This is a genomic window from Mesorhizobium sp. M2E.F.Ca.ET.209.01.1.1 (assembly GCF_004010375.2).
Taxonomy (GTDB): domain Bacteria; phylum Pseudomonadota; class Alphaproteobacteria; order Rhizobiales; family Rhizobiaceae; genus Mesorhizobium.
This window is the reverse complement of sequence record NZ_SADP02000745.1, coordinates 1-325: the sequence shown is the minus strand read 5'-3', so window position 1 is coordinate 325 and position 325 is coordinate 1. Positions and strand designations below refer to the sequence as shown.

The following is a 325-nucleotide window of genomic DNA, read 5'->3' as shown; positions in this document are numbered from 1 at the left end:
CAGGATCGTGTCTGTGTTTTGAAGCTTTGCGGACCTCAATCGATCCGCGAAAGCAACTGCTCCAGGGCCGTGATGTTGCGCTTCCAGCCCACCGTGGCGCCGCGGTAATACGGCTCCTGGTCGACGCGGAAGCCGACCTGCTCCATGCGCAGATGCGTGCCCGTGCTCGTCGGTGTCAGCGTCCAGGTGACCACGCTCTCGAGGTCCTTGGTGTCCCAGGTGTAGGACAAGGTCCGGTTGGGTTCGACTGTCCGCACCTGGCAGTCGACGCCTCCCCACTCCGCGCCCATATTGAAGCGATGGTCCACGACCGGCTTGAAGTTGT

1 protein-coding gene is annotated in these 325 nt (G+C 62.5%); it reads right to left on the bottom strand.

Annotation, left to right across the window (positions count from 1 at the left end; genetic code table 11):
- Positions 1–35: 35 nt before the first annotated feature.
- The coding region (locus EN852_RS37715; RefSeq protein WP_135879830.1) for an SRPBCC domain-containing protein at positions 36–325 on the bottom strand (290 nt) is incomplete at its 5' end.